Consider the following 13,652-nt stretch of genomic DNA (forward strand, 5'->3'; position numbering starts at 1 on the left):
TTTGCAAACGCTGTGCGTTGATTAGTCGTCTGAATGAGCAGACACGTAATCGATAGCCGCTTGAACGGTTTTGATTTTCTCTGCTTCTTCATCAGGAATCTCAGTTTCGAACTCTTCTTCCAGAGCCATTACCAGCTCAACGGTGTCAAGAGAGTCAGCACCCAGATCGTTTTCGAATGAAGCTTCAGGCTTTACTTCTTCTTCTTTAACGCCCAGTTGTTCAACGATGATTTTTTTTACGCGTTCTTCAATAGTGCTCATGATAGTAAAATCCTTCAATAGTCGTCACGAGTGTGAAAATTGGCTGTAGTGTAGTGAAACCAGCCTCAATAATAAAGCAAAAATTCGTTAAAAGTTAAGAGGTCGTACCCCTGACCGATAAAATGTCAGTGAACGCGCTCTTATACCATCGCCATACCACCGTTAACGTGAATCGTTTCGCCGGTGATGTAAGCGGCGCCCGGAGAAGCCAGGAAGCTAACCGCAGCGGCAACTTCTTCCGGTTTACCCAAGCGTTCTGCCGGAATATTGGCAAAGATCGCTTGTTTCTGATCATCCGTCAACGCTTTGGTCATGTCCGTATCAATAAAGCCCGGCGCCACACAATTGACGGTGATGCCGCGCGCAGCGACTTCCTTAGCAAGCGACTTACTGAAACCGACCAAACCGGCTTTGGCCGCACAATAGTTTACCTGACCCGGGTTACCTGTGGTACCCACGACAGAACTGATGTTGATGATGCGACCGCTGCGACGCTTCATCATGCCGCGGATAACCGCCTTACAAACCCGGAATACCGCTGATAAGTTGGTGTTGATGACCGCTTCCCACTCATCGTCTTTCATGCGCATCATCAGGTTATCACGGGTGATGCCGGCATTGTTGACCAGAATATCAATTTTACCGTACTCTTTTTCAAGTCCCTTGATGGTGTCAGTAAGCTGCTCGGTATCAGTAACATTCAATGCAATGCCTTTACCGTTGTCGCCTAAGTACTCATCAATGGCAGCGGCACCTTGCTCGGATGTGGCGGTGCCGATGACAAAGGCGCCCTGCGCCACGAGTGATTCGGCGATGGCACGGCCGATACCACGACTGGCACCGGTTACCAGTGCAACCTGTTCTGTCAGTGACTGCATGATGTCCCCTCTTTATTATGGCGTTGCTATCGTATCCGCGCTGTTCAGCGCAGTACACGAAAAAGATTTTGTGATTCGTTTATTCAAGCCGGTCAGTACTTTTCCCGGCCCCACTTCGTAGGCTTTCTCGATACCCATTTGCGCCAACGTCTCAACCGTTTCGGTCCAGCGTACCGGATAATACAACTGTCGCACCAGTGCGTCTTTAATGGCCTCTTCATCGCTGTTGGCACTGACATCGACGTTATTGATGACCGCCACCGATGGTTTGTGGAAAACCACCTCTTTCAGCGCTGCTCGCAGCTGCTCTGCAGCGGGTTTCATCAGTTCGCAATGCGACGGCACACTGACCGGTAATGGCAACACCCGCTTCGCCCCGGCTTCTTTCAGTGCCTCGGCAGCACGCGCAACGGCGTCTTTATGACCGGCAATAACCACCTGTCCCGGTGAGTTGTAATTAACCGGTGTGACCACTTCATCACCAGCCTGCTGTTGGCAGATCTCTGCAATGGTATCGTCGTCCAGGCCAATCACCGCAGCCATGGCACCGACTCCCGGCGCTACCGCACTCTGCATGGCCTCGCCCCGCAACGCAACCAGCCGCACGGCGTCTTTAAAGTCAATACAACCGGCACAAACCAGCGCTGAGTATTCGCCTAAGCTATGGCCGGCCATGGCGCTAACGTCAGTAAGACCATTGGCCCGTGCAACCCGGTACAGCGCAACGCTGGCAGTAAGCAACGCCGGCTGTGTCTTGCGGGTGTCGTTCAGCTGCTGTTCCGGACCGTTTTGCACCAATTGCCATAGGTCATAGCCCAGCACTTCGCTGGCTTCAGCGAAGGTTTCTTCGATTTGCGGATAATCCGCTGCCAGGTCAGCTAACATGCCGACCGTTTGCGAGCCCTGACCCGGAAAGAGTAATGCGGTTTGTGTCATGTTGTCCTCTTAATACTTAACTAATGCGGAACCCCAGGCGAAACCTCCGCCAAAAGCTTCCAATAATAAGGTCTGACCGCGTTTAATGCGACCGTCTCGTACCGCCCAATCCAGCGCAATAGGCACCGACGCGGCCGAGGTATTACCTGTTTGATCCAACGTCACGACAACTTGTTCCATCGGCATGGCCAATTTTTTTGCTGTCGCTTTAATAATGCGTAAATTCGCCTGATGCGGTATCAGCCAATCGAGGTCCTGGGCACTCATGTCGTTAGCTTTTAGTGTTTGGGTAACCAGCTCACTCAACTTGGCCACCGCCACTCGAAACACCTCATTGCCTTTCATGTACATCCAACTGCTTTCCGGTGTACCTTCGGCGGTCAGTCCGCGAGCGTTGCGTACCGGCTGTTTTGCACCTAACAAGTGACCATATTCACCGGCACTGTATAAATGGGTCGACAGGATACCAGGCTGACTATCGGCCTCAATCACCACCGCTCCGGCACCATCACCGAACAATACGATGGTATTACGATCCTGCGGATCACACAATCGTGCCAGTACGTCGGTACCGACCACCAGAATACGTTGATGTTGACCGCTGCGGATAAACTGATCGGCAACGCTCAGTGCATAAATAAAACCAGAACAGGCTGCACCGACATCAAACGCCGGGATCGAGCTGACACCGAGCATTTTTTGGATCTCACACGCGGCGCTGGGAAAGGCATGTTCCGCTGAGGTTGTGGCAACCACAATCATGTCCAGATCGGCGGCTTGCCAACCGGCGGCATCTAGCGCCTGTTTCGCGGCTTCGTAGCCAAGTGTCGCGGCTGACTCAGTGGCTGATGCCAGGCGCCGTTCTTTAATACCAGTGCGCTCGGTTATCCATTCATCAGACGTGTCAACGCGACGAGATAAATCGTCATTTGTAAGTCGCTGTTGCGGCAAGTAATGGCCCGTTCCAGCGATTTTTGAATAGCTCATAAAGGTGCTTAATGTTGTTCTAATAGGACCGACTCAACCCGATCTTTAATTCGTTCGGGGAGTTGCGCTTGCGCTTCGATTATCGCTTGTCGTATGGCACTGCCAAAGGCTTTGGCATTAGCACTACCATGACTTTTGATAACCACTCCACGCAATCCTATCAAACTGGCACCGTTATAGTGGTCGGGCTTCAGGCGTTCCCAGGATTTTTGGGTACGTTTTTGCAGAAAACGGAAGAACCAGCGATACATCCAGTGTGACATCAACGCTGATTTTAGTTGCTCGACAATCAGGGTCGCCAGGCCTTCGCAACTTTTTAGGGCGATATTACCGACAAAACCATCGCACACGATAACGTCGGCTTTGCCGCTGAATAAGTGATTGCCTTCGACAAAACCCTGATAATTTACATGCTCGGATTCGGTCAGCCGCAGCGCCGCATTTTTCACCACGTCGTTGCCTTTAATCTCTTCCTCACCCATGTTCAATAACGCAACTTTCGGGCTCGGTGCATTTTCCAGCACTTGTGCGGCTACGCTGCCCATCACCCCAAATTGAAATAAGGTTTCGGAGTCACAGCTGGCGTTTGCGCCTAAATCCAATAAGTACGACCGCCCGCCCTGTTGGTTCGGTAGCGCAGCCATCAATGCCGGGCGTAACACGCCGGGCAGGGTTTTTAACTGGAAATAGGCTTTCGCCATGAGCGCACCGGTATTACCACCGCTGATGACCGCATCGGCCTCGCCTTTACTGAGCAGTTCCAGCGCAACACTCATCGAGGAGTTCGGTTTTGATCGCAGTGCCTGACCGGGTTTGTCGTCCATGTGCACGACTTGTTCGGCATTGATCAGGGTAACTTGGGGGTGTTCGTGCAGACCATGCTGTTGCAGCAGTGGCGTTAAACTATCGCTTTGTCCGACGACAAAAAAATGATGTGAGGAACATTCATGAAGCTGCTGAGCCAGTGCTTCAATTACAATAGAGGGGCCGTTGTCGCCCCCCATTGCATCAATCGCTAACTTAATTTCAGGCATGGCCTGAGAATTACTTGTTAACGACCTTACGACCTTTGTAGTAACCATCAGCTGTTACGTGGTGGCGACGATGAGTCTCACCAGAGGTAGAGTCAACCGACAGTGTAGGGCCGCTGAGTGCATCGTGTGAACGACGCATGTCGCGCTTTGAACGACTTTTACGATTCTGTTGAACAGCCATTTACGCTATCTCCTAGTTATTTACGCTTTAATTCTTGCAACACTGAGAACGGGTTCTCCGAGTCGTCTTTCGATTCCTCTTCGATTTCACCCCAACTCATTGCGTCGCGGTCAACCTGACAATTCTTAGGGTCGTGTTTAGCAACCAAAGGCATTGCCAGAATTAATTCATCTTCGATAAGTCCGTGCAGGTTGACTTCACCAAACTCATTAACCTCGATCGCTTCATAGCGTTCTGGTAACTCATCCGTGCCCTGCCGAGAAGAAACAGGAGCATACGCAAATTGCGCGGCGATATCAACCGCAAAAGGCATATTACAACGTTGACACGTCAATTTAACCGCAGTGGTCGCAGAACCGGCAAAATAACTGATGCCCTGCTCATCGATGCCAAATTCAACCTTGACTTCGGGATCACTGTCGCAGACTTCGGCCAGTAAACCTTGAAAACGCGAGAGCGTTTTGGCCGGTACCAAGCCATCAAACGTTTGCTTTTTGTTCGCACTTTTGACGGGATCAACCGTCACTGGGATTCTAACCTTTTGCATAGCGGGCGCAGTCTACCTTAGTGATGGGCTCTAAGCAAGCGAATTATCGCCTGCCAGCGGGTTTATATGAAGGCGCCGCAGCATACGTAATAATTCGATACTGGGCAAGCCAATTAAGGTGTTGGGGTCGTCACCCTGCAACGATTTAAACAGACTGATACCCAGCCCTTCGCTTTTAAAACTGCCGGCACAATTCAGCGGCTGTTCCAATTCAACGTAACGGCGGAGTTCAGCGTCGCTGAGATCGTCTCGGAAGTGCACGTAGAACGGCACACAGACTACATCGCAGCTGTCGTTGGCGGCATCATACACACACAAGCCCGTTAAAAAGGTCACCGTTTTACCGACGAAACGTTGTAGCTGTGCAACCGCGTTAGTTTCATTGTGTGGTTTACCCAGGATCTCGTTATCGCACAATGCCACCTGGTCAGAACCAATCACCACCGCGTCGGCAAATTGCGGCTGTCGTTGCACGACAGCTTTGGCTTTTTCAGTGGCCAGTCGCTTAACCAACTGTTCGGCGGTTTCCTGTGGTCGGGCTTGCTCATCAATTTCCGGTTTGCACACCTGGTAATTTAAATGCAGTTTGTCCAGTATCGCTCGGCGATACGGCGACGAGGAAGCCAACACGAGCGTTCTAGGCATATGATGCTCCTATGATATTCGGCAGTTCAGACAAACGACTGATCACGTGATCGGCGCCGGCTGCTTTTAATCGCTGCGCATCGTGTACGCCGAAATCGACACCAATGGCCCCGACGCCTGCCGCTTTAGCCATCTTAATGTCGTGCACGGAATCACCGACCATAACGGTTTGCTGAGGCAGGTAACCAAGTTCCGTCATCAATTCATGGAGCATTTGTGGGTCCGGCTTGCCTTTGGATTCATCAGCACAACGAGAGCCATCAAACAAATGACCGACTTGCGTTTCCAGCCAAACGCGATCAAGACCGCGACGCGCTTTTCCGGTCGCTACGGCCACACCATACTGCCGTTGACGGAGTTGTTCAATGACCGCAATCGCGTCATCAAATAACGGCGTCGGGGTGGTATTCAAATCAACGTACTCATCCCGATAGCGGGCCAAAAACTGTTGATGCTGTGCCGTTGGTAAGCGACCGAACAACAGCTCGATAGCGGGTTCTAAACTGAGTCCAATAATGTCTTTTACTGCCTGCTCGGTCGGTACCGATAAACGCAGGTGCTGCGCAGTCGCCCGCATTGCCGAAACAATGCGGCCAATGGAATCCATTAAGGTTCCGTCCCAGTCAAAAATCACCAGTTGTGAATGGGTCACCAGCTACTCCGTATTGCCATCATCAAATTGCAGTCAGTCGTTGCAGCACCTGCTTTAACGACTCTTCCAGCGGCGCTTCCAGATGCATGGACTGCTCGGTTTTCGGGTGTGTAAAGGTCAACTGCCAGGCGTGCAGGAACAAACGCTTCAGCCCGCACTGCTGCATCAGTTGATCAAATTCACTGTCCCCATACTTAGGATCGCCGGCTATCGGGTGTCCTGCATGCAGCGTATGCACGCGAATTTGATGGGTGCGCCCGGTCACCGGCGAGGCTTCTATCAGGGTCGCCTGCTGATAACGTTGATTAATGCGAAAACGCGTATGCGACGGCTTGCCTTCAGCGTCTACGCGCACCATCCGTTCGCCCGACTGCAGCGTGTTCTTTTGCAGCGGTGCCTCGACATTGCGGCAGCTCTTCTGCCACTGACCACGGACTAATGCCAGATACTGCTTATTGATGGTCTTTTCACGCAGTTGCTCATGCAGTGCTTTTAATACTGAGCGCTTTTTCGCAATCATCAATAGCCCACTGGTATCGCGATCCAGTCGATGCACCAACTCGAGGTGTTTATCGTTAGGACGCAGTGCCCGTAACGCCTCGATTAAGCCAAATTTAAGACCCGAGCCCCCGTGCACCGCCATCCCGGCCGGCTTGTTGACGACCATCAATGCGTCATCTTCAAAAATAATGGCCGCTTCTAATGCCTGCACCTGCTCCAGCTTTGCTGACGGTAAATCCGGTCGTTCCGACAGTTTCACCGGCGGAATCCGAATCACGTCACCCGCTTTGAGTTTGTAATCCGGTTTGATGCGTTTTTTGTTGGCGCGCACTTCGCCTTTGCGCACAATGCGGTACACCAACGACTTCGGCACTCCCTTCAACTTAGTCATGAGGAAGTTATCGACACGCTGGCCCTGCTCTTCTGTGCTCACCTCGTGAAAGGTGACTTCTTGTTGGATCATTTTCATGGCGCGGATTTTACCACTAAGCTCAACAACATGCATCGAAATTGTCGCTTGTATTGATGGTTGCACTTATGAAATAATGAACTGTCAAAAAATATCCTGCTGTGGGACAAGATGGTAGCGAAAGAGCCAGATGAGCTGGCCGCCCGACAGGTAAAAGAGACACAACGAATAGATACACGTGCAATTGAGGCATTTTGCTTGGATACTCCACGTCTTCATACGGTTCGCCGAGATGAAGAATGCACGGAGCGAACATTAGGAAAGCAAAATGACGATTCAGTTGCTGATTACGTTTAATCGCGACAGTATGACACGTAATATTGGCCATGCCGCCAAGTTACACGCACAGTCAAACCAATTTTTGTTACACGTTGCAGTTCAACGGGTAACGCAGAGGCAGGAAAACCCTATAATTTTCATGTCAATCTGCAAACAAACAATTTAACGATAGTGCATTGGCGCTGCCATTCAGCGTGTCATGCTGTGGCCTAAGCAAGATTGAGTCACAGTAATGAAAAGAATGTTAATTAATGCCACGCAACTGGAAGAGTTGCGTGTCGCACTGGTCGACGGCCAGCGCTTATACGACCTGGATATTGAAAGTCCTGGCCACGAACAAAAGAAAGCGAACATTTATAAGGGTAAAATCACACGGATTGAACCCAGCCTAGAAGCCGCTTTCGTTGACTATGGTGCAGAGCGCCACGGATTCCTCCCCCTTAAAGAAATTGCCAAAACTTACTTCCCAGAAGGTTATACGTTCCAAGGCCGCCCGAACATCAAGGACGTGGTTAAGGAAGGCCAGGAAGTTATCGTACAAATTGATAAAGAAGAACGCGGTCAAAAAGGCGCTGCGTTAACCACCTTTATCTCATTGGCGGGCAGCTACCTGGTACTGATGCCAAACAACCCGCGTGCCGGTGGCATTTCTCGTCGCATCGAAGGTGATGAGCGCTCGGCCTTAAAAGAGGCACTCAGCGACCTTAACGTTCCCAAGGAAATGGGTCTGATCGTACGTACCGCCGGCGTTGGTAAGTCTAAAGAAGAGTTGGAGTGGGATCTTAATGTTCTGCTGCATCATTGGGAAGCCATCAGTAAAGCGGCCAACGAACGCCCTGCTCCGTTCCTGATCCATCAGGAAAGCAACGTTATTTTCCGGGCGTTACGTGATTACTTACGCCGTGATATCGGTGAAGTACTGATCGACAGCAAAAAAGTGTTCGAACAGGTTCGCAACCACATTCAGTTGATCCGCCCGGACTTCCTTAACCGCGTCAAGCTGTACGAAGGCGATGTGCCGCTGTTCAGTCATTATCAGATTGAAAGCCAAATTGAATCGGCATTCCAGCGCGAAGTGCGACTGCCGTCCGGTGGTTCCATCGTCATTGACCCGACTGAAGCACTGACGTCAATCGATATTAACTCATCGCGCGCCACCAAAGGCGGCGATATCGAAGAAACGGCCCTGCAAACCAACCTTGAAGCCGCGGAAGAAATTGCCCGTCAGTTACGTTTACGTGACCTCGGTGGTCTGGTGGTCATCGACTTTATCGACATGACTCCGGCTCGTCACCAGCGTGAAGTGGAAAACCGTCTGCGCGACAGCCTGGCACATGATCGCGCTCGCATTCAGGTGGCGCGCATTTCTCGCTTCGGCTTGTTGGAAATGTCCCGGCAGCGCCTGCGTCCATCGTTGGGTGAATCAGCTAACGGCGTTTGCCCTCGTTGTAATGGACAAGGCACCATTCGTTCCAGTGAATCGTTGGCATTGTCCATTTTGCGTTTGATCGAAGAAGAAGCGATCAAGGACAACACGGTACAGGTACAGGCTCAGGTGCCGGTATCCGTTGCCACCTATTTGCTGAACGAAAAGCGCTCGGCCGTTAATAAAATCGAAGAACGCCATGACGTTAAAGCGGTGATCATTCCGAATCACCACTTAGAAACACCACACTTCGAAGTTATCCGTATTCGCGACGACGAAGTGCCGGAAGCGGCCAGTTTCCAGTTGGTTTCTAAACCTGAACAAGATCAGTCTGTGGCGATTACGCTGACTAAGGATCGCCAACAAATTGAAGAGCCGGCGTTAAAAGGCTTGCAAGCACCTACGGCACCACCTCCGGCAGCGCCTGCTGCTGCACCGGCTGCGGCTGCGGCGGCACCTGCAGCCGCGCCTTCGTTAATTCAACGACTGGGTAACTGGTTGGCCGGTTTGTTCGGCAGTTCGGAAGAAACGGATAAAGAAAGCAAGCAGGAACAGAATAACAAGCAGCAGCAACGCGGTAACCAGCGTCGCGGCGGACGTAATCAACGGGGCGGAAACCGTCGTTCACGGCAGCGCCCACGCAACGACGATAACCGCAACAAAGCGGCGCAGAGCGATGCGGAGGACAACACTGCAGCGGACAATAAACGTCAGGACGAACGTCAGGACAACCGTTCCGGTAATGGCCGCCGTAATAATCGTCGGGGTCGTGGCCGTGGTCGTAATCAAAATCAGTCTCAAGCACAAGGCCAGCCAAACAACCGTAAAGCTGAACAAGATCAGCAAACTGCTCCTGTTCCGGCTCCGGAACAACAGGCTACCGAGAAAGCACCGAAGCCAGACGCTGATCAGCAGCCGCGGACGCCGAAAAAGCGCCGCCCGCAGAAGAAACTTGAACGTTCTGTACGGGTAACTGATAAAACGACGGCGTCACAACCTGAAGTGCAACCAGAGGCTAAGCAGGAACCGCAGCAACAGGCTGGGCAAAAGCAGCCGGAAGCCGCTAAGCAACAGCCTTCTTCCGCACCTGAAAAGTCGGCAACGGGTGAGCGTGAACCACGTCAGCCTTCGCCTAAAGTACTGGCTTCAAAAGTGAATGATCCTCGTCTTCAGGCCGCCGCCGAACTGGTTGAAGCAGAGCAACATACAGCTGCTGCCCCGGCCGACGAACAGCCGGTAGCTGATGTGAACAAAGCAGAACCTGTTAACGCCGAGAAACCAGAAACGCAGCAACAGGAACAGCAACCGCAACAGCCGCAAGAAGCGGATTCGGAAGCTGCGGAAACGCCGGTAGCCTCTGAGCCGAGCACTGAAGCTGCTGAGCCGGTTAACGACGCACAGCAATCTCAAGCGGCCGACGCAGAAGCACAAACGCCTTCGGCTCCGGTCGAGCAAGAGCCTGCCGCAGCGAGCGAAGACGAGAAGCCGGCGAAGTCGGAGCGTAACCGTTCACGCCGCTCACCTCGCCATCAACGCGCAGCCGGACAAAAGCGTAAGCGCGATAAAGAAGCGGCAAATGCGATTGCCGTGCAGCCGGTTTATCCAAGCCGGGTGAAAAGTAAAGCATTTGCGGACATGACCAAAGCCAGCGCTACGCTGCGTGAAGGTGAATTCTCGCCGTTCCCGGTGGCTGCAGCGACCGCGCGCTCGGAATTTGTTAAGTCCGACAAGACCGCAGCAATTGAGCAGTCGACCTCGCGGGCGCAGGCTGACATGGCGAAATGTTCTCCGTCATCCTGAGTTAACGCGTAAGCGAATAAAAAGCCCCGTTTGCATCACTGCAACGGGGCTTTTTTTATCAGTTATCTAATCGAGCCGTATCAAGCCTTGGTTTTTTTCCAATGTTTTAAGGCCAATGCCTTTCACATCCAATAACTGCTCCAACTCGGTAAAACCACCCAACTGCTCCCGCAATTTGATGATTTGCTCAGCACGCTTTAGACCAACGCCAATCATCACCGCCGATAGCTCCTGAGCACTTGCCGTATTGATGTTTAACCGATTGGTTTTATCGGCATCCTCAGCATTGGCTTCCTGAGTCAGCGGCGCAATAGGCATGACCGGTGCAGCGACCGACGCCGTAGCCGTCATTGACGACAATAATGCAGCCATCAACGACGCGGTAAGACAGGTTTTCCGTAACGTCATAAGGTTTCCTTGTTGTTTCACTGTTTAACACAGCGCTACAAGCATAGATACCTTATGCCGTGGGTTTTAATGAATACGACATTAACCCTGTTGTAATTCGGCCAATATCTCAAGCACGGCTTGATGCGGATTGTCAGCCTGGGTCACCGGTCGTCCAATAACCATAAAATCAACGCCGGCCTGCTTCGCCTGCAACGGCGTCAACGTGCGTTTCTGATCATCCTTTTGAGCACTAGCTGGTCGAATGCCCGGTGTCATGAGTTTGAACTCGTCACCCAATTCGCGTTTTAGCAATGGCGCTTCCTGAGCTGAGCAAACAACGCCGTCTAAGCCAGCTTGCTGCGTCAGTTTTGCCAGTCTCAGTACCTGCTCTTCCACCGGCACGGTAATGCCGATGTCAGCTAAATCCGACGCGTCCATCGATGTCAGTACGGTTACGGCAATCAACAGCGGAGGTCGTTCGGACGCCTCAAGAGCCTGGCGCGCTGCCTGCATCATTTTTAATCCGCCGCTGGCATGGACATTAACGACATCAACGTTCAGTCGTGCCGCTGCCGCTACCGCTTTAGCGACCGTGTTGGGAATGTCATGAAATTTGAGGTCGAGGAAAATCGAAAAGCCTTTTTCAACTTGTTCAGTAACCCAGTCCGGCCCCTCGGTAGTGAATAATTCTTTACCAATTTTTAATCCCACTTTCGTAGGATCCAATTGCGACACCATCGCGTCAGCTTGAATTCGATTGTGATAATCCAGTGCAATATAGATTTGAGGTAAGCTCATCGTGTTATTCACCATCCAGTCCGATAATGGGTTTTGTTGTGCTCCAGCTTTTGCAGCTTGGGCATTGCCAATATAACGTGTTGCCGGCAAAGCCGCAGTGGCGACAACTGTATCTTGGCCGTTGCTTAATATGCTCGGCGACCATCGCCTGCAAAATTTTAAGGCTCTCGCGGGCGTTGCCGACGTCCGCAGCGCGAATATGAAAATCCATCAGTTGATGAAAACCACGCATGGTTGGGTGATCTTCCATGGTGGCGCGAATGAACTGTTCAGCCGCGTCGCCACCCTGATGTTTGAAAATATACTCTGACAGCGCGATAACGGCACTGGTGCCGGCTCGGCGCTCAACACAAGCGTGTAAAAACTCGATGTAGGGCGTCGTGTCACCGAGTGCCTGGTAATTATGTTCAAGCTCAGTCAGTACTTCGCTGACAAACGCAGGGTCCTGTGCCAGCACCTGCTGAAAATAATCACAGGAGGTTTTTAACTGTTTCTGATCGCGGTATAAACGGCCCAATGCAATGCTGGCTCGTACGCAGTTTTCGTCGTGCTTAAGGGCTTTTTTATAATGTTTAATGGCTTCTGCGGCCGACTCCTGCTCAGCCAGTTCACAGTAGAGCTGTGCCACCACCCGTTCGATTTGAGCATCGTCTTTCGTCAACCGCAACGCCACTTTAATGGCTTTATCCCACTCATGGGTTGCCTGATAGAGTTCAAGCAGGTTTTTGCGGCTGCGTTCGCGGAAATTGCGTTGCCGCTGCAGACCGGAAAACATTTGTTCAGCCCGATCATAGATGCCCGCGGCAAGATAATCTTTGCCAAGTTCGTACATCGCCAGCATCCGGTCGTGCTCGGTAATGTTTGGCCGTGATGTGAGGTTCTGATGAATTTTTATCGCGCGTTCAACTTCGCCGCGACGGCGAAACAGCTTGCCCAGTGTCCAGTGGGTCTCGAGGGTGTCACTGTCAACATCAAGCAGTTCAACAAAAAGGTCGACCGCTTTATCGGGCTGATCGGACAGTAACAAATTGAGGCCGGTGGCATATTGCTTTGAAAACCGCTGTTGCTCTTTCCGTTCTTCACTGCGCACACTGTTACGCCCCATGAACCAACCATAGGCGGCGGCAACAGGCAGTAACAGAAACAACAGCTCAAGCATTACCGGCTATTCCTTCGTGTTCGATTCCGGCGCCCTGCTCTCAAGTGCGCTGAACTTTTTCGACAGCCGGCGGTAGCGGAGCTTCCAGCGCAGTGTCGACAGGAAATAAAAAATAACGGAGATAAAAAAACCAACCCCCAAAAAAATGCCGGCGACCGCAGCGACAGACAACTGCGCCTTAAACAGCAAAAAGTTTACCGTTACCTCGGTTGCGTTTTGCGCACCAAAGGCCAGAGCAATAAAAAAGATAACCAGTATGGGGACAATGATCAGTAGTTTTTTTAACATGTGTGTCCTTACCTGCCCAGAGTGACTGATTGACAGCCATAAAAAAACGGCATGCCAGTATAGCATGCCGTTTTTATCATTCGAGTACAAAGATCAACTAAAATTGTCAACGCGCTCTCGCAGTTCTTTACCCGCTTTAAAGTGAGGAACGTATTTCGCGTCCAACTCAACTTTTTCGCCCGTTTTCGGATTACGTCCGATCCGAGGCGCACGGTAATGCAATGAAAAGCTACCAAAGCCACGAATTTCAATACGTTTCCCGTGAGCCAGGCTCTGCACCATTTGCTCCAGGATATCTTTGACACTCGCCTCAACAACCGTAGGAGGTAAATCCTGATACTTTAAGGCTAACCGTTCAATCAATTCTGATTTGGTCATAATACCTCCAGTTTACGATGTCGCGTGCGCCAGAGGCGCACGC

At 51.6% G+C, this 13,652-nt stretch carries 16 protein-coding genes; 1 reads left to right on the top strand and 15 read right to left on the bottom strand.

Annotated features, from left to right (window positions below; translation table 11 throughout):
• Positions 1 to 21: 21 nt before the first annotated feature.
• The 10 genes from acpP to rluC form a co-directional block, all read right to left on the bottom strand.
• Positions 22 to 261, bottom strand: coding sequence for an acyl carrier protein (gene acpP, locus C5610_RS06435; RefSeq protein ID WP_105306451.1), 240 nt, complete (start codon positions 259 to 261; stop codon positions 22 to 24).
• 140 nt (positions 262 to 401) lie between these two features.
• Positions 402 to 1,139 (bottom strand): 3-oxoacyl-ACP reductase FabG, encoded by a 738-nt coding sequence (gene fabG, locus C5610_RS06440; protein ID WP_105306452.1) that lies wholly within the window; start codon positions 1,137 to 1,139, stop codon positions 402 to 404.
• Positions 1,140 to 1,154: 15 nt separating this feature from the next.
• On the bottom strand, positions 1,155 to 2,075 hold the full coding sequence (gene fabD, locus C5610_RS06445) for an ACP S-malonyltransferase (RefSeq protein WP_105306453.1): 921 nt from the start codon (positions 2,073 to 2,075) through the stop codon (positions 1,155 to 1,157).
• A 9-nt stretch (positions 2,076 to 2,084) separates the two neighbouring features.
• Positions 2,085 to 3,062: a beta-ketoacyl-ACP synthase III gene (locus C5610_RS06450; RefSeq protein ID WP_105306454.1), complete on the bottom strand. Its 978-nt coding sequence runs from the start codon at positions 3,060 to 3,062 to the stop codon at positions 2,085 to 2,087.
• Positions 3,063 to 3,070: 8 nt separating this feature from the next.
• Positions 3,071 to 4,096, bottom strand: a complete 1,026-nt coding sequence (gene plsX, locus C5610_RS06455) for a phosphate acyltransferase PlsX (protein ID WP_105306455.1) — start codon at positions 4,094 to 4,096, stop codon at positions 3,071 to 3,073.
• Between the two features lie 10 nt (positions 4,097 to 4,106).
• Positions 4,107 to 4,277: a 50S ribosomal protein L32 gene (rpmF, locus tag C5610_RS06460; protein ID WP_006955319.1), complete on the bottom strand. Its 171-nt coding sequence runs from the start codon at positions 4,275 to 4,277 to the stop codon at positions 4,107 to 4,109.
• Between the two features lie 16 nt (positions 4,278 to 4,293).
• On the bottom strand, positions 4,294 to 4,824 hold the full coding sequence (gene yceD / locus C5610_RS06465) for a 23S rRNA accumulation protein YceD (RefSeq protein WP_105306456.1): 531 nt from the start codon (positions 4,822 to 4,824) through the stop codon (positions 4,294 to 4,296).
• Between the two features lie 30 nt (positions 4,825 to 4,854).
• Positions 4,855 to 5,469: a Maf family protein gene (locus tag C5610_RS06470; RefSeq protein WP_105306457.1), complete on the bottom strand. Its 615-nt coding sequence runs from the start codon at positions 5,467 to 5,469 to the stop codon at positions 4,855 to 4,857.
• On the bottom strand, positions 5,462 to 6,121 hold the full coding sequence (locus C5610_RS06475) for an HAD family hydrolase (RefSeq protein ID WP_262340060.1): 660 nt from the start codon (positions 6,119 to 6,121) through the stop codon (positions 5,462 to 5,464). The genes C5610_RS06470 and C5610_RS06475 overlap by 8 nt, the downstream gene beginning before the upstream one ends.
• A gap of 22 nt (positions 6,122 to 6,143) precedes the next feature.
• Positions 6,144 to 7,091, bottom strand: a complete 948-nt coding sequence (gene rluC / locus C5610_RS06480) for a 23S rRNA pseudouridine(955/2504/2580) synthase RluC (RefSeq protein ID WP_105307729.1) — start codon at positions 7,089 to 7,091, stop codon at positions 6,144 to 6,146.
• A gap of 511 nt (positions 7,092 to 7,602) precedes the next feature.
• On the opposite strand from rluC, the gene rne reads away from it, so the two are divergent.
• A complete protein-coding gene (gene rne / locus C5610_RS06485) occupies positions 7,603 to 10,596 on the top strand; it encodes a ribonuclease E (RefSeq protein WP_105306459.1) in 2,994 nt (997 codons plus the stop codon).
• A gap of 66 nt (positions 10,597 to 10,662) precedes the next feature.
• On the opposite strand, the gene C5610_RS06490 is transcribed toward rne, so the two are convergent.
• The 5 genes from C5610_RS06490 to C5610_RS06510 all read right to left on the bottom strand — a co-directional run bounded on the left by C5610_RS06490 (position 10,663) and on the right by C5610_RS06510 (position 13,609).
• On the bottom strand, positions 10,663 to 11,004 hold the full coding sequence (locus tag C5610_RS06490; RefSeq protein ID WP_241970596.1) for a ComEA family DNA-binding protein: 342 nt from the start codon (positions 11,002 to 11,004) through the stop codon (positions 10,663 to 10,665).
• An 81-nt stretch (positions 11,005 to 11,085) separates the two neighbouring features.
• Entirely contained in the window at positions 11,086 to 11,784 is a 699-nt protein-coding gene (gene pyrF / locus C5610_RS06495) for an orotidine-5'-phosphate decarboxylase (RefSeq protein ID WP_105307731.1), read from the bottom strand.
• A 4-nt stretch (positions 11,785 to 11,788) separates the two neighbouring features.
• Positions 11,789 to 12,943, bottom strand: a complete 1,155-nt coding sequence (gene lapB / locus C5610_RS06500; protein WP_105306460.1) for a lipopolysaccharide assembly protein LapB — start codon at positions 12,941 to 12,943, stop codon at positions 11,789 to 11,791.
• 6 nt (positions 12,944 to 12,949) lie between these two features.
• The gene (locus C5610_RS06505; protein WP_105306461.1) at positions 12,950 to 13,231 is read right to left on the bottom strand and encodes a lipopolysaccharide assembly protein LapA domain-containing protein; all 282 of its coding nucleotides are present in this window, start codon (positions 13,229 to 13,231) and stop codon (positions 12,950 to 12,952) included.
• Between the two features lie 93 nt (positions 13,232 to 13,324).
• Complete coding sequence (locus C5610_RS06510; protein ID WP_105306462.1) at positions 13,325 to 13,609, bottom strand: integration host factor subunit beta; 285 nt, start codon at positions 13,607 to 13,609, stop codon at positions 13,325 to 13,327.
• Positions 13,610 to 13,652 lie beyond the last annotated feature (43 nt).

This window comes from Idiomarina sp. OT37-5b, assembly GCF_002968395.1.
Taxonomy (GTDB): Bacteria; Pseudomonadota; Gammaproteobacteria; order Enterobacterales; family Alteromonadaceae; genus Idiomarina; species Idiomarina aquatica.

Coding starts and splice junctions, on each gene's coding strand:
- fabD (WP_105306453.1), bottom strand. CDS start 2,075: ATGACACAAACCGCATTACTCTTTCCGGGTCAGGGCTCGCAAACGGTC.
- C5610_RS06450 (WP_105306454.1), bottom strand. CDS start 3,062: ATGAGCTATTCAAAAATCGCTGGAACGGGCCATTACTTGCCGCAACAG.
- C5610_RS06505 (WP_105306461.1), bottom strand. CDS start 13,231: ATGTTAAAAAAACTACTGATCATTGTCCCCATACTGGTTATCTTTTTT.
- C5610_RS06470 (WP_105306457.1), bottom strand. CDS start 5,469: ATGCCTAGAACGCTCGTGTTGGCTTCCTCGTCGCCGTATCGCCGAGCG.
- acpP (WP_105306451.1), bottom strand. CDS start 261: ATGAGCACTATTGAAGAACGCGTAAAAAAAATCATCGTTGAACAACTG.
- lapB (WP_105306460.1), bottom strand. CDS start 12,943: ATGCTTGAGCTGTTGTTTCTGTTACTGCCTGTTGCCGCCGCCTATGGT.
- C5610_RS06490 (WP_241970596.1), bottom strand. CDS start 11,004: ATGACGTTACGGAAAACCTGTCTTACCGCGTCGTTGATGGCTGCATTA.
- yceD (WP_105306456.1), bottom strand. CDS start 4,824: ATGCAAAAGGTTAGAATCCCAGTGACGGTTGATCCCGTCAAAAGTGCG.
- C5610_RS06510 (WP_105306462.1), bottom strand. CDS start 13,609: ATGACCAAATCAGAATTGATTGAACGGTTAGCCTTAAAGTATCAGGAT.
- pyrF (WP_105307731.1), bottom strand. CDS start 11,784: ATGAGCTTACCTCAAATCTATATTGCACTGGATTATCACAATCGAATT.
- rpmF (WP_006955319.1), bottom strand. CDS start 4,277: ATGGCTGTTCAACAGAATCGTAAAAGTCGTTCAAAGCGCGACATGCGT.
- plsX (WP_105306455.1), bottom strand. CDS start 4,096: ATGCCTGAAATTAAGTTAGCGATTGATGCAATGGGGGGCGACAACGGC.
- rluC (WP_105307729.1), bottom strand. CDS start 7,091: ATGAAAATGATCCAACAAGAAGTCACCTTTCACGAGGTGAGCACAGAA.
- fabG (WP_105306452.1), bottom strand. CDS start 1,139: ATGCAGTCACTGACAGAACAGGTTGCACTGGTAACCGGTGCCAGTCGT.
- rne (WP_105306459.1), top strand. CDS start 7,603: ATGAAAAGAATGTTAATTAATGCCACGCAACTGGAAGAGTTGCGTGTC.